The sequence below is a fragment of the Pseudomonadota bacterium genome (assembly GCA_022572885.1).
Lineage (GTDB): Bacteria > Pseudomonadota > Gammaproteobacteria > Steroidobacterales > MnTg04 > MnTg04.
Genome location: JACZVC010000013.1, coordinates 47,483 through 74,285, shown reverse-complemented (window position 1 = coordinate 74,285; position 26,803 = coordinate 47,483). Strand labels below are relative to the sequence as shown.

Here is a 26,803-nt window from a genome sequence, read left to right as displayed (position 1 = left end):
TTGCAGCGAGCCCAGCCGGTTCTCGCACCTCATTACTGGCTCGCCTATTGTGAAAAGTTTGAACGTGATCGTCAGCGTCTGGAGGATTGCCGGCGGCGAGTCAATGTGTCTAGCTTGGGCACGGCTGCCGTGGCGGGAACGTCCATCCCGATTGATCGACAAGACGTTGCAAAACGATTGGGTTTCGAATCCGTCGCTGCAAACAGCTTGGACGTTTCCAGTGATCGCGACTTTGTGTTGGAGACCGCTTTTGCATTGTCGCTAATCGCGCTGCATCTGAGCACTTGGGCGGAGGAGTGGATCTTGTGGTCGACGACGGAATTCAATTTCATCACGCTGCCCGACCAGTTTTGCACCGGCTCGTCGATCATGCCACAAAAAATCAACCCAGACGTGTTAGAGCTCACACGAGGAAAAACGGCACGCGTCGTCGGTAACTTGCAAACCTTGTTGATGCTCGTGAAGGGCTTGCCGCTGGCCTACAATCGCGACTTGCAGGAAGATAAGCCTGCTTTGTTTGACTCGGTGGACACGGTGAAGGCGTGTTTGGGCCTCGCCGCGCCAATCGTGTCAGGCGCCGAATTGAATCGGGAGGCAATCGCCGAGCGGCTAGACAAAGGGCACCTCGACGCAACGACTTTGATGGAATACCTAATTCGGCGCGGCACACCTCAAAGGCAAGCTCATCATTTGGTTGGGGAGATGGTGCGGCGGGCGCTGAACCGTGGCGTGAGGCTGTGCGATTTCACGGTGGCGGACTTTCAGGAGTTTGATCCGAGTTTGGACGAAACTGTTTTTGACGTACTGGGCGTGGACAACGCGATCAAGGCGTTTGTCAGTTACGGTTCAACCGCGCCTAAACAGGTTCAACAACAGGTTAAGAATTGGAAAGATAAGTTAGCTCTGTAGGATTTGCACCATGATGCGACAACGACGATACCAATCGATATTCTGCGGAATCGCAGTCGTGCTTTGCGCGGCGTTGCCATTGGCAGCCCAACCCGACGTCGATGATCCATTTGGCGGGCCAGGCGACCCAAAGCCGCCAATCGGCGTGCCTAAGACAGGCACTCCCGCAGGCGAAGAACGGGATCCCGTGGTTCTTGCAATCCGTGAAGCCGATCCAACGACTCCTACCGATTTGACTCGAGCCATTCAAACGATGATGGATTTGGGTCGACCTGATGAAGCGGGCAAATATCTAGACAAGCTGATTGCCGCGGGCATCGACAAAGACGCGATGATTGCACTGCATCGACAGTACGGATCGGGATTCTTCATTGGATTGAGTCGCTATAAACCGCTAGCGCCCCAAGGTCTTCAATTCGGCAGGAAAGTGCTTGAGACTGCCTATCAGGCCGCTCGTGATCCAAACTACTTAAACATACTCGTGAAACAGTTGAACGATCCGTCTTTGGGACCTCGCCGAGTGGCGATCTCGGAACTGCGACGAGCCGACACGGCCGCAGTCGTGCCGATGGTTCAGGCTCTGGCCGACAAAAGCCGGGCACAGGAACATGCGGGGATTCGAGCGGGACTGGCAGCGCTGGGGCGAACTTCAATCGATCCGTTGATTGGCGTACTGGAGACTCCGAATGTCGATTTGCGAACTCATGCGGTGTTGGTGCTGGGACGCTTGGAGGCGCGAAGCGCCATGCCCTATTTGCTCAGAATCTATTTCGAAAAGAACAGCAACCAGCGGCTCCGCCATGCCGCCGAGGTGGCGCTATTGCGAATCGTTGGCGACACACCAACTCAAGCGGATGCCGAGCGTTTCCTCCACCGCCGCGCAAAAAAGTTCTTTTCGGGCGTCTTTCCCAAGCAGCCAGATTCTGACGACATGATTGAGTTGTGGCATTGGAATTCGGATGATCAAGTCAGCGTGCCTCAGCGATATCCGGCGGAAGTTGCCGCATTGCTCGAGGCGTCCCGGGCCGCCGCGGACCTGATTTCGCTCGCACCCGAAAATGAAACGTACCGTCGTCTGTCTCTGATGACGAAACTGGAGTCAGAGAAATTCGTCGTCGGATTGGATTGGCCATTGAAGCAGGGGCCTGGTACAGCGCACGATGAAGCGGTTGCAGCTGGGACGGAGTTTGTGGAAGACGTGTTTGTTGAGGCAATGAAAACCAACCATATTCCCGCCGCGATCGGAGCTGCCGAAATATTGGGAGCAATCGGCGACGATCAATTGCTTTATTCCGACGACGCAAGCCCGCAGCCGCTCGTTCGCGCATTAAAGCATGGGGACCGTCGGTTGAGATTCGTCGCCGCGCAGGCAATCTTGCGGATCGACCCGACGACCGCGTACCCGGGGTCCAGCTGGTTGCCGGAAGCCCTAGGGTTTCTGGTCAGTTCGGTTGGCGAGCGACGTGTCTTGATCGGTCATCCCAGGACAGAGCAAGCGCAAACGCTCGTGGGTCAATTGTCAGAAGCGGGCTTGGTCGGAGAGTCGGCAAGCACAGGACGTTCTTTATTGAAAGCCGCAATGGAGGATTCCGATCTGGAAATGATCCTGATTAGCGATTTTCTCGATTTTCCCTCTGCGAATGAGCTCATTCAAATGCTGCGCCGCGAACAAAAGACAGCCCAGATTCCAATTGGTCTGCTTGCTCGTACTGAGAACCTGGTGAGAGCAAAACAATTCGCGGAACTTGATCCGTTGACAGCTGCATTTCCTTGGCCTTACAAACGCGAAGCCGTTGCATTTACCGTTCAACGCTTGACGGCGATGGCCGGTCGCCAGCCGATCACCCCGGAAACACGTTTGAGTCAAGCGGTGGATGCCTTGGCCGCGCTCGAGATGTTAGCCGTGCAACAGTATTTTTCTGGAGGCCCTGGCCAAGCACTCGGCGAGCTCGTGTGGACAACTCAAATCTCAGTCTATACGAAATGGCCAATGCAAATAGCGATTCCTTTGTGGGCCGGATATCGGACAGCTAAGATTGCCGGTGTGCGAGTTGCAGCAATTTCCTCCGGCGCGCTGGTTTTTGCATCGTTCATTTTGTTCTTTGTGCTTGTTGGATTTATTGACCGTGGCGTCTCTGAGGCCGTTGAAGTTTTTCGTGGCCCGCACACCGGCCTTATCAAATCATTCGTCCTTGCCATAGTCGCAGGTGCCACGGGTGCTTGGCTAAAGGAGCATAACGAAGCTGTCACCTAACCAGCGCATGCAGTTCGCTTCCTTCGGTCGCCGCAAACGACCCAAAACAGACATTCAAGCTCAGCCTTCATATGTACCAAAATGGCGGTGATATGTTGCTCTGGCGTTAGAATTAGCTGTTAGGCACTAAAAGGAAATATTTATGCAAATTGCTATCGTACTTTATCAGGGAATGACTGCACTAGATGCTGTTGGCCCGTATGAGGTTCTTCGTTTAATTCCAGATGCTGAAATTCGATTTGTAAGTAGTACTCCGCAACCAATCTCGACAGATGGCGTTCTGGTGATGGGGTCGACACACTCTTATGATGAAACTCCAAGCCCAGATATAGTTTTGGTTCCGGGCTCGTCGGCAGATAAAACTACAGCAATGGCTGATGGAGAATTGATAGCATGGTTAAAGAAAGTTCATGAAACTAGCAAACTAACATTGTCAGTATGTTCAGGTGCTTTGGTTCTTGGTGCTGCAGGGATCCTTGAAGGTCATCCTGCTACCACTCATTGGATTGCGCAGAAAGCACTAAATAACTTTGGTGCTGATTCTAGAAGAGATGAAAGAGTGGTGAAATCTGGAAAAATAATTACTGGCGCAGGCGTTTCAGCTGGTATTGATCTGGCGTTGTCTGTAGTAAAAGAGCTTTGTGGCCAAGAGCGAGCTGAAGTTATTCAACTCCTTATCGAGTATGATCCCCACCCTCCCGTTGACGCGGGGCATCCTGAAAAAGCTTCAGAGCCGGTTTATAAAATTGCCAAAGCAGAAATGCTTCAAGCAGCAAAAAATCCTAGAAACGTCATTTCTGTACCTAAAATTTTATGGCGCACAGCCTTGACAAAATTGCGTAAAAAAGCGGGTATGAAAGAAAATGCCTAACGAGGCAAATGCACTCGGACGCCAAAAAAGCGCCGCTGCGCTCGCCTGACGGCGTTGGCACGAATGTCCGCTAATGGCTGCGATTTCAACCGATCGACGCAACACATGCGTTAATCCTCTCTGCTGGGGTTTTGATCCCTCCGTGCGGGACCAACTGGTGATAAACAGACGATGAGGGTTCATCAAACGCTCGCCCAATCGACTTCAGCGCTCCTGCTCGCTTTCAGCGGTCCCACAACTCCACTTTCTCTGCCTCCGTCAAGACCTCGGCGTCTCCTTTGATTCATCAGCATATACGCCATCTTCTGCGTTTTAGTTAAAGTGTTGCGTTGACCAGTTGAAACCGCAGCCGTTAGCTGCCGGTCGTTTCAATGATATTTTGTTGCTCTGAACGGCCACTGTTGAGAAAAGCAGACATTCAGATTCGCGAAATGAAAAATCGAGAGTTGAAGGACCGGAATACACCCGGAAGCGGCCGTTGAGCTAGAATGACGACGACGGGCCGCAAACGACCCAAAGCGGACCTTGGGATGGTAGAGTCGTGAGGGGCCGCTAACGACCCAAACCGGACGCTTCGGCATCCAACTTCGGTACAATCTTTCAAACTGGGCAGAATCACCCGCTGGCTCGCCACATGAAGAAGTTCATTGCAGAGTGTCGCCGACGCCGCGTATTTCGCGCGGCGGCGCTGTATATCGTTGGTGCCTGGGTTGTTTTGCAGGTGGCCGATCTTGCATTCGAGAGCTGGAATATTCCGTCGACAGCGCTACGCTACATCTGGATCGGGCTTATAATTGGAATTCCGGTTGCGCTGATTTTTGGCTGGCGTTTCGACATTGTCGGCGGTCGAATTATCCATACACCCGACATCGATCCGTCTGATGATCATTCATTGCAGCGCGCCGATTTTCTGATCCTGACAGCATTGGCGGCCGTCGTTGCCGCGGCACTGTACGGTGTAGGGACCGAGATATCAACGATCCGGGCACCCCGGTCAGACCAGCTGATCGCGACCATCGTAGATCCGAAGTCGATCGCAATATTGCCTTTCAAGAATACGAGCGCTGACAAAGGCAGCGCAAGTTTTCTGGCGATCGGAATTCAGGACGATCTGCTTACGAGATTGTCGAAGATTGCCGCTCTGAAAGTCATTTCCCGGACGTCGACAGAACGATATCAAGATACAAAGAAGACAGCGCGTGAAATCGGTAGAGAACTTGGTGTCAGCAAAGTTCTGGAAGGAAGTGTGCAACGCGCCGGCGATCAGATCCGCATCAACGTTCAGTTAATTGACGCGAGGATGGACGAACACGTTTGGGCAGCAACTTATGACCGAACCCTGACGGCCGAAAACGTATTTGCGATCCAGTCTGAAATCGTGGAATCGATCGTAGAGGAACTCAAGGCGAACCTCACACCCCAAGAGAATCTGTTCTTGGAGTCGATGCCAACGAGAAACCTGGACGCCTACACGGCCTATCTCAAGGGTATAAACCAAGCCGGCATCGAGTCAGTTGAATCACTGAATGCGGCTATCGATTATTTCAAGATGGCAGTTGAGCTAGATGAGAACTTCGCGCTGGCATATGTAGGCCTTTCAGATGCGTACCTGACCCTTGCTGCAAATTTTTACGGCGGCCTGCGAACCGATGAAAGCAACGCACTCGCCGAACCGCCGGTGGTACGCGCGTTGGAACTCGACAGTAGTCTCGGGCAGGCTCACGCCACCTTGGGATTTCTCAGACGACAGCAGGGAGACCTGCTGGGCGCCGAAGCCGCTTTCAAGCAGGCGATCGTGCTGCAACCGAACTACCCTCGCGTGTTTCGTTTTTATGGCCGGCTGCGCTGGCAGGAGGGCCGTCTGGAAGAGGCTCTCGAGTTTTTTCAAAAAGCGCTGGAACTCGATCCGTTCTCGGCAACTGTTATGTATGACATCGCCCGTATTCATGACGAGTCGGGAAGATTCGACGAAGCGTTGGCCGGGTATCTGCGCGTTATAGACATAGAGCCAGATCATGCATTCGCTTATGTGTACATTGCCGCAATTCACTACCTTGTATATGGTCGCGCCGACGAGTCACTGGTTTGGTATCACAAAGCGGCACAAAAAGATGCGCTCAGCCCTAGTTTGCAGGCCGCGCAGACGGTCGCTTATCTGGAGATCGGTGATCCAGACAGTGCGAAATACTGGGTAGACAAGGCGCTGGAACTGGATCCGGATACTTTTTGGGCCGTTTGGTCCAGTCTGCTTCTGAATTTGTATCAGGGCGATGATGACGCTGCAGAGCGAGATGCTCGAACTATGCTCGAAATGTACCCGCGCAACTGGGGGGGGCTGAATCTGCTTCGCAATGCTGACCTTGCGGCCGGGCGATATGAAGTCGCGCGTTCGCGTTATGCGAGAGCATTTCCGGAACTCACGGAGCCGGAAGTACCGGCTGTAAATTCTTCAAATTATGCTGCCGCAGTTGATCTGGCGCTTGTTCTGATGCATCTCGGAAAGCAAGCCCGCGCAGAGGATCTCCTGAACGGCAGTCTCAAGGTTATAGCGACACTAAATCGGCACGGTACCAACGGTTATTGGATTGCGGACGTGCGAATTTATGCGCTTCAGAAGCGTGAGCAGCGAGCGATACAGGCGTTGCGAGAGGCGATTGACGAGGGATGGCGGGTATTGATCTGGTATTATTTTGACCACGACCCAAACCTGGACTCAATTCGCGACAGTCCCGAATTCGAGAACCTGCATCAGCAACTAAAAGCGGATCTTGCGCTGCAGGCCGGGAGAGCCAAGGACTTGAAGGCTGCCGGAGAGCTCTGATCAGTCCGCGGCGTGGCTGCCAGGAACCAGATTGGGCGGCCGCTTTTGGCCGAAAGCGGCCGCTCAGATGCTAGAAGCCTGGATAAAAAAGAACGGCTGCTTTCGGCCAGAAGCGGACGTTTTCTTCTCTTACGAAAATTCTGATCTCAATCTTCTGCGGCCGTCGGAGGCCCGTTGGTGTTGAAGATGTCGACCTGAACTTTCCACGACCCATCGGCTTGTTTGCGCCAGACTGTCACGTACTTCCCCTCGGTGAGCATCGTAGTGCCGTCCTGCTCGGCGGTGAGCTCGAATGCTCCGATGGTGTATCCGATGTCGCCGGAGGCTGCCACCTCGGCACCCGTGGCGTGCCATTCGAGACCGAACCCGGGCATGGAGATGAGACCTTCCCATGTGGTGCGAATCGCGTCTCCCTGAGCGAGCGGAGCGCCGAACGGCATGAAGTGGGCACCGTCCGCAATGAACGAAAGGAATGCGTCAATGTCGTCGACCGTTTCCGACCAAGCTTTGTCGACCGCCATGAGCGCGTCTCGCTCGCTCTCGAGATCGATGGCCGGTGTTTCCGCCGTGGACTCTGACGCCGGCGGCGCGCAGCCGAAGCTAATGAGAATTGCAGGGAGAATTAAAAGAGTAATTGATTTCATGTTCCCCTCCATCGAGATGGCAGATTGGTGATAGACGATCGGCAGTAAAACTTGAATGTCGACTTTGAATGCTAACGGCCCCTCAGCATTTTAACAGCTAAATGGCCGTAAACAGGGCAAAGCAGACGTCAAAAACGCTAAAAATACTAGATTCTGACTTCCTCTTTCGGCTGCTGCCTCAACCGGTCGACGCAACACTTTATCTAAAACGCAGAAGATGGCGTGTATGCCAATGAATCAAAGGACTCGTCGAGGTTTCATGGCGGCAAAGAAAAGATCGAACAGATCTTCCCCCGCTGAACGCCCGAAGGCTGTGCCTGAGGGCCGGTAATCCGAACGCCCCACCTTTAGCTTTTTAATAAATGGTCGGGGCGAGAGGATTTGAACCTCCGACCCCCTGCACCCCATGCAGGTGCGCTACCAGGCTGCGCCACGCCCCGACCGGATCAGTCTTCGCTGACTATGTGCGAAGGCCCGGCATGATACCGAATCCTATGTTTGGAAGGAAGAAAAAGCGAAAAGAGAAGTTGCTTAGCGTCTTAGAATCTTGAGTATTTCTTCGAGCTCGAGCCGCATCTGTTTGACAATCTGCTGGCTCTGATTGATATCGATCTTGGCGGCATCGCCGGTCAGTTGCTGACGGGCGCCGCCGATGGTAAATCCCTGGTCGTACAGAAGATTGCGAATCTGGCGGATGATCAATACGTCCTGGCGCTGGTAATACCGACGGTTACCGCGCCGCTTCACCGGTTTTAGCTGCGGGAACTCTTGCTCCCAATAGCGCAGCACGTGTGGTTTGACGCCACACAACTCGCTGACTTCACCGATCGTGAAATAACGCTTTCCCGGAATCGGCGGAAGTTCGTTGTTATTCCCGGGTTCCAGCATAGGCCTCCACTCGTGATTTCAGTTTTTGACCAGGCCTGAACGTCACCACACGGCGAGCGGTAATCGGTATCTCCTCGCCGGTTTTCGGGTTTCTGCCCGGTCTTTCGCTTTTGTCGCGCAGGTCAAAGTTACCAAAACCCGATAATTTGACTGCCTCGCCACTGGATAGCGACGCACGAAGCTCTTCAAAAAAAAGATCCACCAACTCGCGTGCCTCTCTTTTATTCAGGCCCAGCTCGTCGAACAGTGCCTCCGCCATTTGTGCTTTTGTGAGCGCCATTTCGATTCTCTTTTTTGTCTATTCTCGTAAATTGGCTTGGTGAGATTTGTGCAGTTGTCCCACAACCGCCTGTACGACGGCATCCCCAACGGTATCCGTAAGGGTGCGAGAATAATCCTGTAAAATCAAGCCTAAAGCCACGCTTTTTAGACCAGAATCTACTCCCGAACCGCGGTAAATGTCGAAAATCAGGAGCTCGGACAACAACTCACCGGCGGCTTGTCTCACCGTCTCCCGAATTTCAGCAATACTGACCGATTCGGGGACCAGGATGGAAATGTCGCGCCGTATCGACGGATAACGTGAAATCCCTTGGAATTCGGGTATTTTCGCCGTAAATGCAGCATCGATATCCACCTCGAAAAGCCACGTATCACGGTCGATGTCCATTTGCCGGACGATCTGCGGGTGCAAAGCGCCAAGCCAACCGATCGGCTCGGCATCCAGTAAAACCCTGGCGCTTTGGCCGGGTCGGAGCACCGGATTTTCCTCGGCACGGTAGTTCACGGAGGAAATATTACCCGTCGGGCGCAAAACGGCTTCCAAATCCCCCTTTATGTCAAATAGGTCGATGCGCTCAGCCGCAGACCCCCACTGCTCAGGTAGGCGACCACCGGAGATGACGCCGGACAAAGTATTAATCTCTTTAAAATCAGTCTTTTGAGAGTAATACCTCATGCCAATTTCAAATAACCTGACGCGTTCCTGTTGCCGGCTCAGGTTGTTTCTCAGCGCTTCCAGCAACCCGGGCCATAAAGAACGTCGCATCACCGCCAGTTCTTCCGAGATGGGATTCAGCAACTCGGCCTGCGCTCCGTCCCCGGCAAACTGCCGGTCCAGGTCTGCCGATATGAAACTGTATGTCATCGCTTCCTGGTAGCCCCTTTCGACCAGCGCTGAGCAGATCCGTGACTCCGCCACCCTGCCCTCGGTGACTTTCGGCATATGGGTGATCGTTCTGGGCGGCGTTTCGGGTATCCGGTCGTATCCATAAATTCGGGCGACTTCTTCGATCAGGTCTTCCTCGATACTGATGTCGAAGCGGTGACCGGGTGGCGTAACTATCCAGCCGTCCTTTTCATCGCTGAGCGACATGCCGAGCGCGCGCAAAATAGCAACCACTTCATCTGCCGCTATCTCCATGCCCAGCACGCGCTCGATGCGTTGCGCGCGCAGCCTGACCGGATCGCGTGCCGGCATGTGTTTGTTCGAGCGTTCTGTCGACAGCGGGCCGGGCTCACCACCGGCAATATCGATGAGCAATGCGGTCGCGCGTTGTATTGCCTTTTGCTGCAGCCATGGATCGACGCCCCGTTCGAACCTCAGCGAAGCATCGGTATGTAAACCAAAACGCCGCGCGCGTCCGGCCAGCGCCGGCGGTGACCAGTATGCGGCTTCGAACAGGACGTTGCGGGTCTGTTCAGTTACCCCGGAATTTTCGCCGCCCATGATGCCGGCAATCGCCAGCGGCCGTTCGTGATCCGCCACCAGGACGACGTCGGTATCGAGGCTGATTTCACGACCATCCAGCAGCGTCAGTTTTTCATTCTTTTCCGCATAGCGGACGCGGATCCCGCCTTTCACGATATCCAGATCGAAAGCATGCAGCGGTTGACCCAATTCGAGCATGACATAGTTGGTGACATCGACGACCGGGTGGATCGGCCGCAGCCCCGAGCGGCGCAGCTTTTCGCACATCCACATCGGCGTGCGCGCATCCGGCCGGATGCCGCTGACCACCCGCGAGGAGAAACTCGGGCAGGCATCCTTGGCGATCACATCGACTGGAAAAACCGTGTTGGTCTGCTCGGGAACATCGCTGATCTCCGGCTCGTTCAAAGGCAGACGATTGATCGCCGCAAGATCCCTTGCAACGCCAGCCACGCAAAAGCAATCGCCGCGATTCGGCGTCAGATCGAACTTGATGACGCGATCGTCCAGGTTCATCCATTCGCGGAAAGACTCGCCCACCGGCGCTGACGGATCCAGGTCCAGGACCCCCTCGTGTTCGTCGCCAAGCCCAAGCTCGCGAGCCGAGCAGAGCATGCCCTGCGATCGTACGCCGCGAATCTTCGCAGCGCTGATTTTTACCCCGCCGGGCAGGCGTGCACCGACCAGGGCGACTGCCGCCTTCATGCCCTTGCGCGCATTGGCAGCGCCACAAACGATCTGCAACGCATCGCCGGTACCGGCATCGACCTGGCACAGCGTCAGTTTGTCGGCATCCGGGTGAGGTTCCGCCGATAGCACCTTGCCGATCACGACCTTGCTGAACTCGGCGGCAACCGGCGCCACACTGTCGACTTCCAGCCCCGCCATCGTGAGCTGATGGGCCAGGCCCTCGGCATCCGTGTCCGGGTTAACCCACTCACGCAGCCATCGCTCGGATATGTTCATCCGTTTTCCTTAGTTGAACTGGCGCAAAAAACGCAAATCGTTTTCAAAAAACAAGCGCAGGTCGTCGACGCCGTAGCGCAGCATCGCCAGCCGCTCGACACCCATGCCAAAGGCATAGCCCGTGTATTCCTCCGGGTCCACGCCGACATTTATCAGCACCTGCGGATGCACCATCCCGCAGCCAAGGATTTCCAGCCAACCGCCGTTTTGCCACTCGATATCGACCTCGGCCGATGGCTCGGTGAACGGAAAATAGGAAGGCCGAAAACGCAGGCGGACCTTGCGCTCGAAAAACCGTTCGACGAAGTCATGGAGCACCGCTTTCAGATTGGCAAAACTGATCCCCTTGTCGACCAGCAAGCCCTCGACCTGGTGGAACATCGGCGTATGCGTCTGGTCGGAATCGCAGCGGTAAACGCGCCCGGGCGCGATCAGCTTGATCGGGGTTCCGTGCGCCTGCATCGCCCTGATCTGCACCGGCGAGGTGTGGGTGCGCAACAGCATGCCGCCTTTAAGGTAAAAGGTATCGTGCATGGCTCGCGCCGGATGGTCGTCCGGGAAATTCAGCGCGCCGAAATTGTACTCGTCATCCTCGATCTCGGGGCCGGTATGCACCGCGAAACCGGCGCCGCTGAAGATGGCTTCGATACGCTGCATGGTCCGGGTAACCGGGTGCAGGCCGCCAGGTTGTTCCCCTCTCGCCGGTTGGGTCACATCCACAGCTTCCGTGCGCAACCGGGAGTGCAGTTCCGCGGATTCGAGTTGTTGCCGGCGCGTATCGATCAGGTCGGCCAGGATTTTCTTCGCCTGGTTGATCTGCTGACCGGCCGCCGGCCGCTGATCCGCCGGTAGTTTCCCGAGTTGCTTGAGCTGCTGGGTAAGTTCGCCCTTTTTCCCAAAAAAGCGAACCCGAACGTCATCCAGCGCACGAACACTGTCGCTGGCAGCGATTTCCTGTTCCGCCGTGGCTTGCAACTGTTCGAGATCCGTCACTTACCCTCTCCCCTAAAAAAAAGGAGGATGCCCCAAGGCCTCCTCCTTTCGATAAAACGCGTCAGCCCGACCGGGCTGAAACCAGCGTTTATTCTGGCAGGCTGGCCTTGGCCTGTTCGGCAAGCGCCGCAAAACCATCTGCGTCACGGACCGCCATATCGGCAAGAACCTTCCGGTCCAGCTCGATACCGGCAAGACTCAGGCCGTTTATCATCCGGCTGTACGACAGACCATTCAGCCTCGCGGCTGCATTGATCCGCGTGATCCACAGGGCGCGGAACTGTCGCTTGCGCTGACGCCTGTCGCGATAGGCATACTGGCCGGCCTTGGTTATCGCCTGCTTGGCCACCCGGAAAATCTTGCTTCGGGCGCCGTAATAGCCCTTGGCTTTCTTAAGTACTTTGTTGTGGCGAGCACGGACCACAACACCACGTTTTACTCGTGCCATCGTTTATCCCTCCTCGCTTAACTGTATGGAAGCATCTGGCGTACCGACTTCAGGTCGGCGTCGGCAATCCGCTCGGTCGCGCGCAGGTGCCGTTTCCGCTTGGTGCTTTTCTTGGTAAGAATGTGACTGCGAAAGGACTGGCCCCGCTTGAAGCCCCCTTTTGCAGTACGGCGGAAGCGCTTGGCCGCCCCGCGATTGGTTTTCAACTTCGGCATTTTTTTACTCCGTTATAGCCTGTTCGCGCCTATTCGCTGCAGGCGGAATACCGGCCGTGGCCAGCACTCACTTTTTCTTTGGCGCCAGAACCATCACCATCTGGCGGCCTTCCAGCTGAGGCATCTGCTCGACGACCATGATTTCCTCAAGATCGCTGCGTACGCGCTCCAGCAATTTTCTTCCCAGGTCCTTGTGCGCCATTTCACGGCCGCGAAATCTCAGCGTGACCTTGGTCTTGTCCCCCTGGGTTAGGAACTTGACCAGGTTTTTCATTTTCACCTGGTAATCGCCTTCATCCGTGCCCGGCCTGAATTTGACTTCCTTGACATGAACCGTCCGCTGGTTTTTGCGCGCCGAATGAGCCTTCTTGTTCTGCTCAAACAAGTATTTGCCAAAATCCATGATCCGGCAGACCGGCGGTTCCGCGTTCGGCGACACTTCAACCAGGTCCAGGCCCAGGTCATAAGCTTTTTGCTTGGCATCTTCCAGGTCAAGTATTCCTGCCTGTTCCCCGTCCGCATCGATGACCCGGACCTGTGACGCACTGATTTCATCGTTACGTCTGACGCGTTTTACTGTGGCGATTCGCTAGTCCTCCAAACCAGCGCGGCCGCGGCTCGCTATGTCATCGGTCAGAATCTGCGCAAAAGCCTCAAGACTCATGCTACCGAGATCCTCACCGCCACGCGTGCGCACGGCCACGGTTCCTGCTGTTTGCTCGCGATCCCCGATAATAATCATATAAGGGATACGCTGGATCGTGTGTTGGCGAATTTTAAAGCCGATTTTCTCGTTTCTCAAGTCCTCATCGACCCGATATCCCTGATTTCTCAAGGATTCGGCAACTTTAGTGACATATTCGCAGTTTCTGTCGGTAATCCCCATCACAACGGTCTGTCTTGGCGCCAGCCAGGTCGGCAGGTTTCCCGCGTAATGCTCGAGCAAAACCCCGATAAATCGCTCCAGCGACCCCAGGATTGCCCGGTGCAGCATGACTGGCGTCTGCCGGCTGCTGTCTTTGGCGACATAGACCGCCCCCAGGCGACCGGGCTGCGCATAATCGAGCTGCATGGTGCCCAGCTGCCAGACCCTACCGATGCTGTCGCGCAGCGAAAAATCGATTTTCGGACCGTAGAACGCCCCGCCACCTTCGTCCAATTCGTAATCGAGTTTCTTGCTTTCGAGCACGTCTTTTAGCTTTTGCTCGGCACGATCCCACAGCGCGTCTTCGCCGACCCGCTGTTCCGGGCGAGTCGACAGGCTGATCAGCACATCGTCGAAACCGAAATCCCGGTAGACCTCGAACAACAGGTCGATAAAATCCGAGACCTCCGCCTGAACCTGATCCTCGGTACAGAAAATGTGGGCGTCGTCCTGGACGAAACCGCGTACCCGCATCAACCCGTGCAGCGTCCCGCTGGCCTCGTTGCGATGACAGGAACCGAATTCAGCCAGCCGCAACGGCAGCTCACGATAGCTGTGCAAACCCTGCTTGTAGACCTCGATATGGCACGGGCAGTTCATCGGTTTGATCGCGAACTCCCGATCCTCGGACCCGGTGGTAAACATGGCATCGCGAAACTTGTCCCAGTGGCCGGATTTCTCCCACAGCGACCGAGCGATGATCTGGGGTGTCTGGATTTCCTGGTAACCGCGCCTGGAGAGTTGCTCGCGAAGGTAGTTTTTGATCGTGCGATATAACTGCCAGCCATTCGGATGCCAGAACACCATACCGGGCGCCTCTTCCTGGGTATGGAAAAGATCCATCACTTTGCCAAGGCGGCGGTGGTCTCTTTTTTCGGCCTCTTCCAGCTGGTACAAATGGGCCTTCAACTGATCCTTGGTGGCCCACGCGGTGCCATAAATCCTCTGCAGCATCTCGTTTTGTGAATCGCCTTCCCAATAGGCGCCGGCGACTTTCATCAGCTTGAACGCCTTCAGCCGGCTGGTGCTGGGCACATGCGGTCCACGGCAAAGGTCTTTCCAGCCGCCTTGGCGATAGACACCGATTTCCTCGTCTGCCGGGATGCGTTCGATGATCTTCGCCTTGTACTCCTCGCCAATGCCACGGAAATACGCAACCGCGTCGTCACGGTTAAACACCTCGCGGCTGATTTTCAGATCCGCCTTGACCAGTTCATGCATTTTTTTCTCGATGGCGACCAGGTCTTCCGGGGTAAATGCCCGCTCGAACGCAAAATCATAGAAAAATCCATTCTCGATGACCGGTCCAATCGTCACCTGTGCTTTCGGGAACAGATCCTTGACCGCCTGGGCCAGCAGATGCGCAGTCGAATGGCGAATGATTTCGAGGCCGTCCGGGTCTTTGCCGGTAACGATTTCCAGGCTGGCGTCATCGGCAATGACATGGTCGGTGTCGACCAGACGGCCATCGACACGCCCAGCCAGCGCGGCCCTGGCCAGACCCGCTCCGATATCCGCCGCAGCGGCAGCTACGCTGACTGGTTTGGCGTATTCTTTTTTGCTCCCATCTGGCAGCGTAATGACCGGCATAATCGTTTCCGTCAAAGCACAAAAAGGGGCGTTCTCTATCGCTGAGAACACCCCGGGTATCTGGTAGGCGCGAGTGGGATCGAACCACCGACCACTACCATGTCAAGGTAGTGCTCTACCACTGAGCTACGCGCCTGTCGTTCCCTTGTCCGCAATCCTCGCTCGCACATCCCATTGTCTGCCTGGGCTTGTCCGAGGGCGCTAAAAGATACCGGATGCGCCTCCGCCCGGCAAGCTGATTCCATGCCCGATTCAACTTTGTCCGCCATCTTGAATTGTTCTTCCATGGGCTCGCCCGGTCAGCTGGCTTTGCGCTCGGGGAACCCGAATCCAACCCGCCGCATTTCGGCAACCTGGTCCCTGATCCCGGCAGCCTCTTCAAACTCCAGGTCCCTGGCGTGTCTGAGCATCTGTTGTTCCAGTTTCTTGATCTTGCGAATCATTTGCTCGGGCGTGAGGTTCGCATAGCGGGCTCTTTCCTCCGCCACTTTCTGCTGCCGTGCCCGATCCCCGGCGGGTCCTCCTGAACGCGCGCCTTCCATGATATCGGCGACCGACTTTTGAATGCTTTTGGGGGTGATACCATGCTCTTTGTTGAAGGCCTGTTGCCTGGCCCGCCGCCGGTCAGTTTCGTCGAGGGCTCTGCGCATCGAGCCGGTAATTTTATCCGCATACAGTATCGCCCGGCCATTGATATTCCTCGCAGCCCGGCCGATGGTCTGCACCAGCGCGCTGTCGGAACGCAGAAATCCTTCCTTGTCGGCATCGAGAATGGCGACCAGTGAAACCTCCGGCATATCCAGACCTTCGCGCAACAGGTTGATACCGACCAGCACGTCGAATTCACCCAGTCTCAGATCGCGAATGATCTCCGTGCGCTCAACCGTTTCAATATCCGAGTGCAGGTAACGAACCCGGACGCCATGTTCGTGCAGGTACTCGGTCAGATCCTCCGCCATGCGCTTGGTCAGGGTCGTGATCAGGATGCGTTCATTGCGCTTGACGCATTTAGTGATCTCGGACAACACGTCGTCTACCTGGCTGGCGACGGGCCGGACTTCGACCTCAGGGTCCACCAGACCCGTGGGCCTGACCAGTTGTTCGACCAGCTGATCGGAATGTTCATGCTCAAAAGACCGCGGCGTCGCCGACACATAGATGGTCTGCGGTGAAGCGGCCTCGAATTCATCGAAGCGCAGCGGCCGGTTATCCAGCGCCGATGGCAGGCGAAATCCGTATTCGACCAAAGTTTCCTTGCGCGAACGGTCGCCACGCGACATGCCGCCTAGCTGCGGAATGGTCACATGGCTCTCATCGATCACCAGCAAAGCGTCAGCGGGCAGGTAATCGAACAGGCACGGCGGCGGCTCGCCTGGCTCCCGGCCCGAAAGGTAGCGCGAGTAATTCTCGATGCCCCCGCAATAACCGAGTTCCCTGATCATCTCCAAATCGTACATGGTCCGTTGTTCGAGCCGCTGAGCCTCCACCAGCTTGTCTGCCTTGCGCAATTCCTCGAGTCGATCTTTCAGCTCGATCCTGATCTCATCGACCGCTTTGAGCAAAACATCGCGTTCCGTCACATAATGGCTTTTTGGATAGATGGTCATCCTCGGCACAGCGCGCAAGACCTCCCCGGTCAGTGGGTCAAACCACGACAAGGTCTCTATCTCGTCATCGAAAAGCTGTATCCGGATCGCCTCGCGTTCGCTCTCCGCAGGGAACACATCGATGACTTCGCCACGGACCCGGTAGGTCCCCTGGCTCAACTCCACATCGTTGCGCTTGTATTGCAATTCGGCCAACCGCCGCAGCACGGTTCGCTGATCTATGCGATCGCCCCGCACCATGTGCAATATCATGCTGAAATAAGCCTGCGGGTCGCCGAGACCGTAGATCGCCGAGACCGTCGCTACGATAATCACGTCACGCCGCTCGAGCAACGCCTTGGTCGCCGACAAACGCATTTGCTCGATGTGCGCATTGACCGAGGCGTCTTTCTCAATGTAGGTGTCGGAAGACGGCACATAGGCTTCCGGCTGAAAGTAGTCGTAGTAGGAAACAAAATATTCCACGGCGTTGTTCGGGAAAAAATCGCGAAACTCGCCATAAAGCTGCGCGGCAAGGGTCTTGTTGTGGACAAGAACCAGCGTGGGCCTTTGCAGCTCATGGATCACCTTGGCCACCGTGAAAGTTTTTCCTGAACCCGTGACACCGAGCAAGACCTGCCGGGCCAGCCCGTCGTTGAGGCCTTGCACCAGGCTGGCAATAGCCGAAGGCTGGTCTCCGGCGGGCTCAAAATCAGAGCTCAGGACGAATTTTCTGTCTTCTTGATTCATCGATGCCGGCAGGCTCTCTGCTTGCTCCTAAGGACGCCTGAAAAGTGTTTGTTGCCTTTGATCGCGATGCCACTAAAATATGCTGACCCTGCATTATGCCACCTGGAAAGAACGAATGAGCCTGCCCCTCTCCGCCCGCGTGAAAAAAGTCAAACCATCGGCGACCATGGCCGTGACCGCGCGGGCCAGGGAACTCAAAGCGCAGGGCAAGGACGTCATCGGACTGGGAGTCGGCGAGCCCGATTTCGATACGCCGGACCACATCAAGCAGGCGGCAACCCGGGCGATCGAGGATGGTTTTACCAAGTACACCGCGATCGATGGTATCGATGAACTCAAAGACGCGATCATCGACAAGTTTGGCCGTGACAATCAGCTTATCTACCAACGCGACCAGATCCTGGTTTCGGCTGGCGCCAAGCAGACCATTTTTAATCTCTGCCAGGCGGTCCTGAGCGCGGGCGATGAAGTCATCATCCCGGCCCCGTGCTGGGTCTCCTATCCCGATATAGTCCTGATGGCCGATGCCCAGCCGGTAATCGTCTATGCAGGACCCGACCAGGGATACAAGATGACGGCGGATCAACTCGCAGCCGCGATTACCCCAAAAACCCGCATGCTGATCCTGAACAGCCCCAGCAACCCGACCGGCGCCGCTTACAGCCGTGTGGAATTGCAGGAACTGGGTGCGGTGATGGCCCGCCATCGAGGCATCGTGATCGCCACCGATGATATTTACGAGCATATTTACTGGGCGGACGAGCCATTTTGCAGCCTGGTGAGCGCTTGCCCCGATCTGTATGGACAGACGATGACCATAAATGGCGTATCCAAGTGTTATGCGATGACCGGCTGGCGCATCGGCTACGCGGGCGGGCCGCGCGAAATCATCGCGGCAATGAAAAAAATCCAGGGGCAAAGCACATCGAACCCATCGTCGATTTCACAAAAAGCAGCGGTTGAGGCCTTGAACGGCGATCAATCGTGTATCGCCAAAATGAACCGGGCCTTCCGCGAACGCCACGATTTCGTGCTCAAAGCGCTCAACGATATGGACGGAATTTCCTGCCTGGCCGGTGCGGGTACCTTTTATGCCTTTGCCGATGTGTCCGGCGCGATCGAGAGCATCGACGGCATCGAAGACGATACCGGTTTTGCCACCCACCTGCTCGAACAGGCTGGCGTCGCCGTCGTGCCCGGATCGGCGTTTTTTGCGCCCGGCCATGTCCGTATTTCATTTGCCACCAGTATCGCTGTGTTGGAAGATGCCATGGGCCGGATAAGGGGCTGTCTCCACGTCAAGTAAGCGCTTCTTGCAGGATGAAAACAGGAGGCTATCGGGACTGTCGTGTGATACCTTGACTGGTCGAGCACGGTAGTGGAAAATGCGCGCCCTGTGCCAACAAGCGCAGCAATTCCCCGGTAGCTCAGTTGGTAGAGCGATTGACTGTTAATCAATTGGTCCGTGGTTCGAGTCCGCGCCGGGGAGCCATATTTCTGAAGAGCCCTCTACCTGAGGGCTTTTTTGTTTGTTCAGATGCCTACTTGATTCGCGCGGACAAACAAATGATTGCTCGAATGAATCCGGCGCTAAAGATCAATCCGCACTAACCAGCACAGTGGTTCTTGATATGGCAGGCGGATTGCGCCGGGGAGCCATATTTCTGAAGAGCCCTCTACCTGAGGGCTTTTTTGTTTGTTCAGATGCATACTTGATTCGCCAGATACGGAAAACCCCGGAAAAACCGGGGTCATCCGCTAAGGATCCCACCCACCAACGGCACGAAAAAACAGCGCCGTGGGCGCTGTTGGCTATTCTACGTTTGCGCTGACCACAGCGGCCATTTGCATCATATCGATGGTGTCGCCTTCGTTCATGTTGCGCAGATCGGTAAGGTTGCCCGATTTGCTCGTGGAATTCGTGTTTTTAAACACCTTGAGCAATTTCCCGTCGGCGACGATGAATTTTCCGGCGTTTTCCGGTTTGCCGTTGGCAGACTTCGTTTGAAGTCCATTGGCTTTGATATAGTCCCAAAGTTTTTTTGTGATCTCAGTGCGGGCTAGTTCACTGACTCCACAAAATTCAGCCATATCAGCCTTTAGTTTCACTGGTTTCATGAGTCCTTTTGGTTCCGCCACAACAAGCTCCTTACATAATAGGGGTCAGTGGATAATATAACCTTTGCATATGACAAGGCCAATAAACCTCACAGTTTCCAGAACTATAGTGCGAACTCCCTCACACTATGCCCGTCGAGACAGGAGGACACCCATAGTCTCGCCGAAAGGCTCGTGGATGTCCTCGTCTATGTCGATGTCCTCGTCTATGTCGATGTCCTCGTCTATGTCGTCTATGTTCGCTGTCGAATCGATCTTGAACCACCGGTCCACAGATAAATAACAACGCCAGCATCGTCTGCCGGTGACTTCGTTATCCCGTACATGCGCAAACCTAGCACATAGATAACATCTAATACCATCTGGCTTGGGCCGATCATTATTTCAATATTGCCGACCATGTGAGGAGACACCCTGCACAAAAAAAACCCTGCCGGAGACAGGGCTTTAGAGGGATGGAATTGCGACTGATTGTTGTTGTTATTTGATTTTCCGGCGTCGAGCCAGACCAAATCCGATCAGACCCAGGCCGAGTAATGCGGCGGTTGCAGGTTCGGGAACCCTTGCATTCTTTGCGTAAATACCGAAGTGGGAAATGTCTTTACAATCGTCATCTGTCGTCGTTGGGTCTAACGCCGGCGTACAATCGGCACCATTTCCTCATGCGATAAGCCAGTCCCCAAAAGTTGACGTCGCATGTGTACCTTCAAATAACCAGGCAGCCCAACCAGGTTCATTGGCTGCTTTAATAACAATGATAAAGGCTTCCGCTGAAAACAGGCTCGAATCGTATGACCAGGTTCCCGTCGCGTCTGCCACACCCGAGTCATATGTGAGGGAAATACCAATGCCCGTACCCGAAGGGTCGATCGTTAAATCACCATTATCTGCGACATCGACTTTTGTTATGAAGTCAAAAATCATGCCACCAGTTTTTATACCATCTGCAGACGGCCCTGGATCGTTGCCGTCGAACGTGCCATAGCACTGGGTCGCACCGCCATTATTTCCAGTGACATCGGTAACGGCTATCCCATTGGTGCCGGTACCCAATGTGCATGCAACAAAATCGATATCCAGTGGTACGGCAACGGTTGCGCCACTGACCCAAAAAAGGGCCAGCGTGAGTAAGTATCCAATTTTCCTCATTCGTCGTTTCTCTGTCTTGTTCTTTATTCTCGCGTCTGCTTGAACAAAGCAATTAGCATGCCAGCTTTACCAAGCTATTGTTTTATATGATTTTTTCTATGTTGATTATGAATATGGAATCGGTGGATGTAAGAAAATCCGACACAATTCTTAGATTGTGAACCAGCAACGATGCGGGGGCGCCCATATGAACAAGAGAATGCCTGGTCACAAATACCATTCAGGACTGTTCCATCTTTTGGTTTTATATTCAGGCAGGTTACGGGGCTTTATTAAAGTCAATTAAAAAACAGTGCTATCACCCGAGCACTGGATGAGCCAACTTTTCTGGTCTCCCAAGCCGCGTTAATTGCTTTTTAGCAGATCGGACAAATATTTCTCGAACCGCGGGCCCACCTCTGCATGCTTGAGCGCATATTCCACCGTCGCTTGCAGGTAACCCAGTTTGTTGCCGCAGTCGTAACGCTTGCCGTCATAACGATAGGCGTACACCGGTTCCTCGGTCATCAGGCCGGCGATCCCGTCGGTTAGCTGAATTTCTCCGCCCGCTCCCCTGCCGGTGGTTGCCAGTTGCCTGAAGATGGCCGGCGTCAACAGATAGCGCCCGACCACGCCGAGATTGGATGGTGCTTTGTCCGGCGCCGGCTTTTCCACGATGCGCTTGATGCGCGTTGTTTTCTCGCTGGCATCCTCAACCTCGACGATGCCGTACTGATCGGTCTGGTCCGCGGGCACCGGTTGCACACCGATTACGCTGCCCCCGCAGCTCGAAAAAGCTTCCTGCATTTGCGCCAGGCAAGGGACTTCGGCGTCTATCAGGTCGTCCGCCAGATGCACGTAGAAGGGTTCGTCGCCGACCAAGTCACGAGCGCACAATACGGCGTGCCCCAGGCCAAGCGGCGCGCTCTGCCGGACATAAATGCAGGTCGCGGAATCCGGAATGATATTCCTGATCGCCTGCAACAGCTCAGGCTTGTCCTGCGCCCTGAGGGCCGCTTCGAGTTCATGGTCGCGGTCAAAATGATCCTCGATCGCCCGCTTGCCGCTCCCGGTGACAAAAATCAGCCGCTCGGCCCCGGCCGCGAGCGCCTCTTCGACCGCATACTGGATAAGCGGTTTATCCACCACCGGCAACATTTCCTTCGGACTGGCCTTGGTCACCGGCAGAAACCGGGTTCCTCTGCCCGCTACCGGGAAAACTGCTGTCCTCACTGTTTTGCTCACCATCGACCGCCCGTTCTGCATCCCGAGCGCGATCATAACCCAGCAGGTGGCGGGCTGGAATCCAACCGCAATGAGCGGGGCCGCCCGGCCGGCCCCGCCCAGCCAGCCCGGTTATTTCTTTTTCACTGCTTCTTTCTTGCTGCCAAGCAAAATATTCTCGCGATTTTTCTCGATGGTCGCCTTGCCGATGCCCTTGACCTTGGCCAGGTCATCCACCGTTTTGAACGCGCCGTGTGAGTCCCGGTACTCCACGATTAGCGTAGCCTTGCTGATGCCCACGCCATTGAGTTCCCTGGCCAGCGTCGCCGCATCGGCGGTATTGATATCGACCGGTCCCGCCAGTAACGGAAAACTGCAGATCGCGGCCAGCAAAGCGGTAATCAGATGTGCTTTTTTCATTGCTTGATCCTCCTGATGAATCTTGCGCATGACCTGGATGCCATGCCGGGCAGTTGTCGCCCGCCTTCGCCGAAACAACTCGACGAGAACAAGCTAGCGCGCCGCCATTGAGAGTGCAGTTGGTTAATCTGCCGATTAAGACCGGATACTCAGGATACCGATCCTTGGCGAGCGCTCGAATGGCTAAGCGGAAACCCCGATCGAAAGTCCCCTAACTACAAACGAACCCCAATCCAAATACCACCATCTCCTGTCGAAGCATCAATACCGACCGTTGTGGGACGCTGGTTTACCCACAGCTCGATTCGGAACGAAGTTCATCTAGCAGTGGGTAAACCAGCGGCCCGCAACCCCCCGATCTACAAATGAACTCCGCTCCCAATACCACCACCGCCCATCGAAGCATCAACGCCGACCGTTGTGGAAGCCTGGTTTACCCACAGCTCGGGGCGACTGCCGCGCAAGCATCGTGCTCAGGTCTGGATACTGAAACTGGTGTTGGGTCGCATGGTGTCCCACTTTTTGCAGCTCGGACACTTCCAGTACAGGTGTACGCCGATGTAACCGCATTGATTACACTGGTACATACGGCCATCGGCAGAAGTCTTTCGCAGAATTCCGGCAACCCGCCTCAGCATGTCGGGGTTCGCAACAATTTTATCCGAACTCATCTGAAACGCAGCGAACCACTCGCGAAACGCCTCATTTTTTGCCAAGTATTCACGCAAGCATTCCTTGATTACCGGGTAATCGAGTATGTCATCCATGATTGCTGCATAGGCGATCGCCGTCCTGTTCTTCTGACCTTTCCTGGCCAGCGCCTGGAGGGCCTTGTCCAGGTCGGCGGCCGCACCCGTCGCCTCGTAACAGGCCAGCAACCACGGCAACACTTCGGCAACGAATTCGGGATCCCGGTCAAGGAGCTTTCGATAAAGCTTGATCGCCAGCGGGTAATCTTTCGCATCGCGCGCAATTTCGGCCCGCATCAGCATCGCGCGCGGATTGTCCTTGTGTATCTGTTTCGATCGGCGCAGCCGTCGTCTGGCCTTGTCGGTCTTGCCCTCGTCGATACAAAGTTGCGCGAGTTCGCAGTAGTAGTGCGCGATAACAGGCGCCTGGCCAGCGACTTTCCCGGCCTCCAGCTCACGCCTGGTGTCGATCGCTCTTCGCCATTCTTGTTCCAGCTCATAGATTGACACCAGCCGTTTCAATGCGGTTTCTCGAAATAACTCAAACTGGCGCAATTCCAGAAAGTTTTCCTCGGCACGATCCAACAGACCTGCGTGCATAAAATCATCACCAAGAGCGAGTACCGCATGCGCCCGGTGTTCGACAGAAAGCTCTTCTCTTTTCAACAGGTTCTCATGAATTCTGATGGCACGATCGACTTCGCCCCGGCGCCTGAACAAATTACCCAGCGCAAAATGGGTCGCGACGGTTTCGGTATCCATTTCCGCAATTCGCAAGAATACTTCGAGCGCTTTGTCAGGCTGCTGGTTGAGCAGGAAATTGAGGCCTTTTGAATATTTCGCGCTGAGTTTCTGTTCGCCCGGCTCTTTTTTGTGACCCGGGTAATAGGTTGCAAATGCCCAGCCACAAGCCGCGGCAATGACAAAAAGGCTGGCGAGTAGCAGTGCGGATTCAGTCAGCATTGCCGGTTCTGGCCAGGAAACCCGCATCAGTTTCACGCTGCGGGTGCGCTGACCCACCATCGGCTCCCGGTGCTGGCATGGTCCGCAGATTGTCTATTTCCTTTTCCGCCAGCACCAATGAACGACGCAATGTCCTGCGTTGCGCCATCATGCGGAAAATCATGAAAGAAGCGCTGACCAACCCGAGTACCCAACCAAGAGCCAGACAGACAACGAGAACCAGGGTCAATGGCGCGTCGATTTCGCCAAAAGCCAAGTCGAGAGGAATAACGGCAGGATTCAGGCTGGCGAAAAATGCCGCAAAAGCGGCAACCGCCATGACCAGGGAAATAATAATAATTCTGCGCAACATGATCCGTGCCTGTCAGTTTTCAGAGCACTATTTAACAACAATAACCAAGAACCCGCAGCCGCGGCCGCAAAGAGTTCAGTGGGACAGTTTCAGACAAAAAACGCTTCGCCCCGAATCTAACCTTCATGCCGCATAAAGGGATCCGGAATTCCCGGTCGGGCTGGGAACACAGGCTAGCCCCGGATGGGAATATCCTGGCTCTGGTTGACCCGGTCGCGCAGGTCCTTGCCGGGCTTAAAATGCGGAACATACTTCCCTTCGAGGGCAACCGATTCGCCAGTCTTCGGATTGCGGCCGATTCTGGGCGGCCGAAAATGCAAAGAAAAACTACCGAACCCGCGGATCTCTATCCGGTTGCCGTTGGCCAACGCATCGCTCATGGTTTCGAGCAAATGCTTGATTGCCAATTCGACGTCCTTGGTCGGTAAATGTTTCTGTTTACGAGCGATGACTTCTATAAGTTCTGATTTTGTCATTCTTATCCCGGTTTTTATGCCTTTGATTTATATGTCTTTATCTAACATCTGCGCCAAAAAAACAAGGCCGCCGGTGCAATTATTTGCAACGGCGGCCTGTTTTCTACTTGTCGTCCTTGCCTGAAATGTGCGCTTTCAGCAAATCACCGAGGCTCGTGCCACTACTCGATTCCGTTTGGTACTGCTGTACGGCTTCGGCTTCTTCGTGTACTTCTTTGGCCTTGACAGACAAGGCAATCCGTCGGGTTTTGCGATCGAGACCGGTGAATCTCGCGTCGATTTCCTGGCCTGGTTTCAGCACCGTGCGCGCATCTTCGACCCGGTCGCGCGACAGTTCGGACGCTCGCAGATAGCCTTCTACGCCATCAGCCAAAGCGATCACTGCACCGCGCGCATCGACTTCCGAAACAGTGCCGGTAACGATGGTTCCTTTCGGATTTTCCGCCAGATAGCTCGAGAACGGATCCTTGTCCATCTGCTTGATACCGAGAGAAATGCGCTCCCGTTCCGGGTCGATCGACAAAATCACAGCTTCGAGATCATCTCCCTTTTTGTAATTGCGCACGGCCTTTTCGCCCGGGATGTCCCAGGAAATATCCGACAAATGGACCAGGCCATCGATGCCGCCGTCCAGGCCGATAAAGATGCCAAAATCGGTAATCGATTTGATCTGGCCCTGCACGCGGTCGCCCTTGTTGTGGTTCGAGCAAAACTCGGTCCACGGATTCGGCTGACATTGCTTGATGCCCAGTGAGATGCGGCGTCGCTCTTCGTCGATTTCCAGTACCAGGACCTCGACTTCCTGGCCGATGTGCACGACCTTTGCCGGGCTGACATTCTTGTTGGTCCAGTCCATTTCCGAGACGTGCACCAAGCCTTCGACACCAGCCTCGATCTCGACAAAACAACCGTAGTCCGCAACATTCGTGACCTTGCCGAACAAGCGAGTCTGCGGCGGATAACGGCGCCCAAGATCGCGCCACGGATCGTCACCGAGCTGTTTCATGCCCAGCGAAACCCGCATGCGTTCACGATCAAACTTGAGAATTTTGACGTCTATTTCCTGGCCGACCTCAACCACTTCGGATGGGTTCTTGACTCGTTTCCAGGCCATGTCGGTAATGTGAAGCAAACCATCGATACCGCCGAGATCGACAAACGCGCCGTACTCGGTCAGGTTCTTGACGACGCCTTTGACGACGTTGCCGTCTTGCAGGTTTTTGAGCATTTCTTCGCGCTCGGCGCTGAATTCCTGCTCGACCACGGCACGACGGGAAACCACCACATTGTTACGTTTTTGATCCAGTTTGATCACTTTGAATTCCAGCGGTTTGCCTTCCAGATAGCTGGGATCGCGCACCGGCCGGATATCCACCAGCGAGCCAGGAAGGAAGGCGCGCACAAATTCGATTTCCACGGTAAACCCGCCCTTCACGCGACCGGTAATTACGCCGGTGACGATCTCCTGGTTATTGAAGGACTCTTCAAGACGCGACCAGGTACGGGCGCGTTTGGCTTTCTCACGGGATAATCGGGTTTCCCCAAATCCGTCTTCAACTGCGTCCAGGGCCACCTCGACTTTGTCGCCGACCTCTACCTCCATCTCACCCTTTTCATTACGAAACTGGTGTGCCGGTATCACGGCTTCCGATTTGAGGCCCGCATGTACGATAACGGCTTCCGGGCTGATCGATACGACACTGCCGGTGAGAATGGTGCCAGGCTTCATTTGTTGCGTAGCCAGGCTTTCTTCAAATAATTCTGCGAAACTTTCAGTCATTTTGTTAATACCAAGGGCTTGCGCCCGCCATTTAATTCGTTGCCCACATCCTTGCTGCAACGTCGTCAAAAAAAATGCTCCC

General features: G+C 55.0%; 24 protein-coding genes, 3 tRNA genes and 1 pseudogene. 6 read left to right on the top strand and 22 right to left on the bottom strand.

The genetic code is table 11. From position 1 onward, the window contains the following. The 4 genes from argH to IIA05_06695 all read left to right on the top strand — a co-directional run. On the top strand, nucleotides 1-909 hold a 909-nt coding region (argH, locus tag IIA05_06710; protein ID MCH9026788.1), incomplete at its 5' end, for an argininosuccinate lyase. A gap of 10 nt (nucleotides 910-919) precedes the next feature. Continuing rightward, entirely contained in the window at nucleotides 920-3,163 is a 2,244-nt protein-coding gene (locus IIA05_06705) for a HEAT repeat domain-containing protein (GenBank protein ID MCH9026787.1), read from the top strand. A gap of 142 nt (nucleotides 3,164-3,305) precedes the next feature. Further along, entirely contained in the window at nucleotides 3,306-4,034 is a 729-nt protein-coding gene (locus IIA05_06700; protein ID MCH9026786.1) for a DJ-1/PfpI family protein, read from the top strand. A gap of 634 nt (nucleotides 4,035-4,668) precedes the next feature. After that, nucleotides 4,669-6,855, top strand: a complete 2,187-nt coding sequence (locus tag IIA05_06695; protein ID MCH9026785.1) for a tetratricopeptide repeat protein — start codon at nucleotides 4,669-4,671, stop codon at nucleotides 6,853-6,855. A 146-nt stretch (nucleotides 6,856-7,001) separates the two neighbouring features. On the opposite strand, the gene IIA05_06690 is transcribed toward IIA05_06695, so the two are convergent. From IIA05_06690 to uvrB, 12 genes are all read right to left on the bottom strand, one after another. Then, nucleotides 7,002-7,499, bottom strand: coding sequence for a DUF4440 domain-containing protein (locus tag IIA05_06690; GenBank protein ID MCH9026784.1), 498 nt, complete (start codon nucleotides 7,497-7,499; stop codon nucleotides 7,002-7,004). Nucleotides 7,500-7,862: 363 nt separating this feature from the next. Further along, a tRNA-Pro gene (locus IIA05_06685) sits at nucleotides 7,863-7,939 on the bottom strand. A gap of 91 nt (nucleotides 7,940-8,030) precedes the next feature. Beyond that, nucleotides 8,031-8,387: a MerR family transcriptional regulator gene (locus tag IIA05_06680; GenBank protein ID MCH9026783.1), complete on the bottom strand. Its 357-nt coding sequence runs from the start codon at nucleotides 8,385-8,387 to the stop codon at nucleotides 8,031-8,033. Continuing rightward, entirely contained in the window at nucleotides 8,368-8,667 is a 300-nt protein-coding gene (ihfA, locus tag IIA05_06675) for an integration host factor subunit alpha (GenBank protein MCH9026782.1), read from the bottom strand. Before ihfA ends, IIA05_06680 begins: the two co-directional genes overlap by 20 nt. A gap of 18 nt (nucleotides 8,668-8,685) precedes the next feature. Beyond that, a complete protein-coding gene (gene pheT / locus IIA05_06670) occupies nucleotides 8,686-11,064 on the bottom strand; it encodes a phenylalanine--tRNA ligase subunit beta (GenBank protein MCH9026781.1) in 2,379 nt (792 codons plus the stop codon). 9 nt (nucleotides 11,065-11,073) lie between these two features. Further along, nucleotides 11,074-12,057 carry a phenylalanine--tRNA ligase subunit alpha gene (pheS, locus tag IIA05_06665; GenBank protein ID MCH9026780.1) on the bottom strand — a complete coding sequence of 328 codons (984 nt, stop codon included), beginning with the start codon at nucleotides 12,055-12,057 and terminating at the stop codon, nucleotides 11,074-11,076. Between the two features lie 88 nt (nucleotides 12,058-12,145). Next, nucleotides 12,146-12,505: a 50S ribosomal protein L20 gene (rplT, locus tag IIA05_06660; GenBank protein MCH9026779.1), complete on the bottom strand. Its 360-nt coding sequence runs from the start codon at nucleotides 12,503-12,505 to the stop codon at nucleotides 12,146-12,148. A gap of 17 nt (nucleotides 12,506-12,522) precedes the next feature. Continuing rightward, entirely contained in the window at nucleotides 12,523-12,720 is a 198-nt protein-coding gene (gene rpmI, locus IIA05_06655) for a 50S ribosomal protein L35 (GenBank protein MCH9026778.1), read from the bottom strand. A gap of 67 nt (nucleotides 12,721-12,787) precedes the next feature. Then, nucleotides 12,788-13,306, bottom strand: coding sequence for a translation initiation factor IF-3 (gene infC, locus IIA05_06650; GenBank protein MCH9026777.1), 519 nt, complete (start codon nucleotides 13,304-13,306; stop codon nucleotides 12,788-12,790). Between the two features lie 3 nt (nucleotides 13,307-13,309). Next, on the bottom strand, nucleotides 13,310-15,235 hold the full coding sequence (thrS, locus tag IIA05_06645; GenBank protein ID MCH9026776.1) for a threonine--tRNA ligase: 1,926 nt from the start codon (nucleotides 15,233-15,235) through the stop codon (nucleotides 13,310-13,312). 61 nt (nucleotides 15,236-15,296) lie between these two features. Next, nucleotides 15,297-15,371: transfer RNA gene (locus IIA05_06640), tRNA-Val, on the bottom strand. A gap of 163 nt (nucleotides 15,372-15,534) precedes the next feature. Further along, nucleotides 15,535-17,571, bottom strand: a complete 2,037-nt coding sequence (gene uvrB, locus IIA05_06635) for an excinuclease ABC subunit UvrB (GenBank protein ID MCH9026775.1) — start codon at nucleotides 17,569-17,571, stop codon at nucleotides 15,535-15,537. A gap of 115 nt (nucleotides 17,572-17,686) precedes the next feature. On the opposite strand from uvrB, the gene IIA05_06630 reads away from it, so the two are divergent. Next, entirely contained in the window at nucleotides 17,687-18,877 is a 1,191-nt protein-coding gene (locus tag IIA05_06630; GenBank protein ID MCH9026774.1) for a pyridoxal phosphate-dependent aminotransferase, read from the top strand. Between the two features lie 110 nt (nucleotides 18,878-18,987). After that, a tRNA-Asn gene (locus IIA05_06625) sits at nucleotides 18,988-19,063 on the top strand. 320 nt (nucleotides 19,064-19,383) lie between these two features. On the opposite strand, the gene IIA05_06620 is transcribed toward IIA05_06625, so the two are convergent. From IIA05_06620 to rpsA, 10 genes and pseudogenes are all read right to left on the bottom strand, one after another. Then, on the bottom strand, nucleotides 19,384-19,689 hold the full coding sequence (locus tag IIA05_06620) for a hypothetical protein (GenBank protein ID MCH9026773.1): 306 nt from the start codon (nucleotides 19,687-19,689) through the stop codon (nucleotides 19,384-19,386). A 126-nt stretch (nucleotides 19,690-19,815) separates the two neighbouring features. Next, nucleotides 19,816-19,962: a hypothetical protein gene (locus IIA05_06615; protein MCH9026772.1), complete on the bottom strand. Its 147-nt coding sequence runs from the start codon at nucleotides 19,960-19,962 to the stop codon at nucleotides 19,816-19,818. Between the two features lie 207 nt (nucleotides 19,963-20,169). Then, nucleotides 20,170-20,256, bottom strand: a pseudogene (locus tag IIA05_06610) (VPLPA-CTERM sorting domain-containing protein). A gap of 93 nt (nucleotides 20,257-20,349) precedes the next feature. After that, on the bottom strand, nucleotides 20,350-20,838 hold the full coding sequence (locus IIA05_06605) for a hypothetical protein (GenBank protein MCH9026771.1): 489 nt from the start codon (nucleotides 20,836-20,838) through the stop codon (nucleotides 20,350-20,352). Nucleotides 20,839-21,183: 345 nt separating this feature from the next. After that, entirely contained in the window at nucleotides 21,184-22,083 is a 900-nt protein-coding gene (galU, locus tag IIA05_06600; protein ID MCH9026770.1) for a UTP--glucose-1-phosphate uridylyltransferase GalU, read from the bottom strand. Nucleotides 22,084-22,173: 90 nt separating this feature from the next. Continuing rightward, a complete protein-coding gene (locus tag IIA05_06595) occupies nucleotides 22,174-22,461 on the bottom strand; it encodes a helix-hairpin-helix domain-containing protein (GenBank protein ID MCH9026769.1) in 288 nt (95 codons plus the stop codon). 473 nt (nucleotides 22,462-22,934) lie between these two features. Next, nucleotides 22,935-24,113 (bottom strand): tetratricopeptide repeat protein, encoded by a 1,179-nt coding sequence (locus IIA05_06590; GenBank protein ID MCH9026768.1) that lies wholly within the window; start codon nucleotides 24,111-24,113, stop codon nucleotides 22,935-22,937. Beyond that, nucleotides 24,103-24,465, bottom strand: coding sequence for a LapA family protein (locus IIA05_06585; protein MCH9026767.1), 363 nt, complete (start codon nucleotides 24,463-24,465; stop codon nucleotides 24,103-24,105). The genes IIA05_06590 and IIA05_06585 overlap by 11 nt, the downstream gene beginning before the upstream one ends. 173 nt (nucleotides 24,466-24,638) lie before the next feature. Beyond that, nucleotides 24,639-24,941, bottom strand: coding sequence for an integration host factor subunit beta (ihfB, locus tag IIA05_06580; GenBank protein ID MCH9026766.1), 303 nt, complete (start codon nucleotides 24,939-24,941; stop codon nucleotides 24,639-24,641). A 103-nt stretch (nucleotides 24,942-25,044) separates the two neighbouring features. Continuing rightward, nucleotides 25,045-26,721: a 30S ribosomal protein S1 gene (gene rpsA, locus IIA05_06575; GenBank protein MCH9026765.1), complete on the bottom strand. Its 1,677-nt coding sequence runs from the start codon at nucleotides 26,719-26,721 to the stop codon at nucleotides 25,045-25,047. Nucleotides 26,722-26,803 lie beyond the last annotated feature (82 nt).

Excerpts from the sequence above, each read along its gene's own strand:
- IIA05_06705 (MCH9026787.1), top strand. The coding sequence starts at position 920 with ATGATGCGACAACGACGATACCAATCGATATTCTGCGGAATCGCAGTC.
- IIA05_06700 (MCH9026786.1), top strand. The coding sequence starts at position 3,306 with ATGCAAATTGCTATCGTACTTTATCAGGGAATGACTGCACTAGATGCT.
- IIA05_06695 (MCH9026785.1), top strand. The coding sequence starts at position 4,669 with ATGAAGAAGTTCATTGCAGAGTGTCGCCGACGCCGCGTATTTCGCGCG.
- IIA05_06690 (MCH9026784.1), bottom strand. The coding sequence starts at position 7,499 with ATGAAATCAATTACTCTTTTAATTCTCCCTGCAATTCTCATTAGCTTC.
- IIA05_06680 (MCH9026783.1), bottom strand. The coding sequence starts at position 8,387 with ATGCTGGAACCCGGGAATAACAACGAACTTCCGCCGATTCCGGGAAAG.
- ihfA (MCH9026782.1), bottom strand. The coding sequence starts at position 8,667 with ATGGCGCTCACAAAAGCACAAATGGCGGAGGCACTGTTCGACGAGCTG.
- pheT (MCH9026781.1), bottom strand. The coding sequence starts at position 11,064 with ATGAACATATCCGAGCGATGGCTGCGTGAGTGGGTTAACCCGGACACG.
- rplT (MCH9026779.1), bottom strand. The coding sequence starts at position 12,505 with ATGGCACGAGTAAAACGTGGTGTTGTGGTCCGTGCTCGCCACAACAAA.
- rpmI (MCH9026778.1), bottom strand. The coding sequence starts at position 12,720 with ATGCCGAAGTTGAAAACCAATCGCGGGGCGGCCAAGCGCTTCCGCCGT.
- thrS (MCH9026776.1), bottom strand. The coding sequence starts at position 15,235 with ATGCCGGTCATTACGCTGCCAGATGGGAGCAAAAAAGAATACGCCAAA.
- uvrB (MCH9026775.1), bottom strand. The coding sequence starts at position 17,571 with ATGAATCAAGAAGACAGAAAATTCGTCCTGAGCTCTGATTTTGAGCCC.
- IIA05_06630 (MCH9026774.1), top strand. The coding sequence starts at position 17,687 with ATGAGCCTGCCCCTCTCCGCCCGCGTGAAAAAAGTCAAACCATCGGCG.
- IIA05_06620 (MCH9026773.1), bottom strand. The coding sequence starts at position 19,689 with ATGAAACCAGTGAAACTAAAGGCTGATATGGCTGAATTTTGTGGAGTC.
- IIA05_06605 (MCH9026771.1), bottom strand. The coding sequence starts at position 20,838 with ATGAGGAAAATTGGATACTTACTCACGCTGGCCCTTTTTTGGGTCAGT.
- galU (MCH9026770.1), bottom strand. The coding sequence starts at position 22,083 with ATGCAGAACGGGCGGTCGATGGTGAGCAAAACAGTGAGGACAGCAGTT.
- IIA05_06595 (MCH9026769.1), bottom strand. The coding sequence starts at position 22,461 with ATGAAAAAAGCACATCTGATTACCGCTTTGCTGGCCGCGATCTGCAGT.
- IIA05_06590 (MCH9026768.1), bottom strand. The coding sequence starts at position 24,113 with ATGCTGACTGAATCCGCACTGCTACTCGCCAGCCTTTTTGTCATTGCC.
- IIA05_06585 (MCH9026767.1), bottom strand. The coding sequence starts at position 24,465 with ATGTTGCGCAGAATTATTATTATTTCCCTGGTCATGGCGGTTGCCGCT.
- ihfB (MCH9026766.1), bottom strand. The coding sequence starts at position 24,941 with ATGACAAAATCAGAACTTATAGAAGTCATCGCTCGTAAACAGAAACAT.
- rpsA (MCH9026765.1), bottom strand. The coding sequence starts at position 26,721 with ATGACTGAAAGTTTCGCAGAATTATTTGAAGAAAGCCTGGCTACGCAA.